General features: G+C 61.5%; 1 pseudogene. It reads right to left on the reverse strand.

Features of this window, described 5'->3' with window-relative positions:
• Nucleotides 1-247: pseudogene (locus tag ACKX14_RS16310) on the reverse strand (nickel/cobalt transporter); the annotation flags it as partial.

Genomic DNA, 247 nt, shown 5'->3' on the forward strand with positions numbered 1-247 from the left:
TGAGTGGCCGCAATGCGCATCGTGCGTGTGGTGGACGTGATCCGCATGGTCATGCTGGTGGGGCGGGTGTGCGTGCGCATGCACATGGGCCTGGGCATGCTGGAAATGCTCGTGCTCGGCCTGCAGGGCGCGAAATGATGCAATGGCGGCGCACCCCTTGACCCAGAGCAGTCGCAATCCCAGCAAAGTGATCAGTGAATAGCTGATGATCTCGATGTAACGGACGACGTCGCTCATCACGCGCGCG

The sequence above is a fragment of the Thermorhabdus hydrogeniformans genome (assembly GCF_049310025.1).
Taxonomy (GTDB): Bacteria; Bacillota; Thermosediminibacteria; order Thermosediminibacterales; family Tepidanaerobacteraceae; genus JBJYKD01.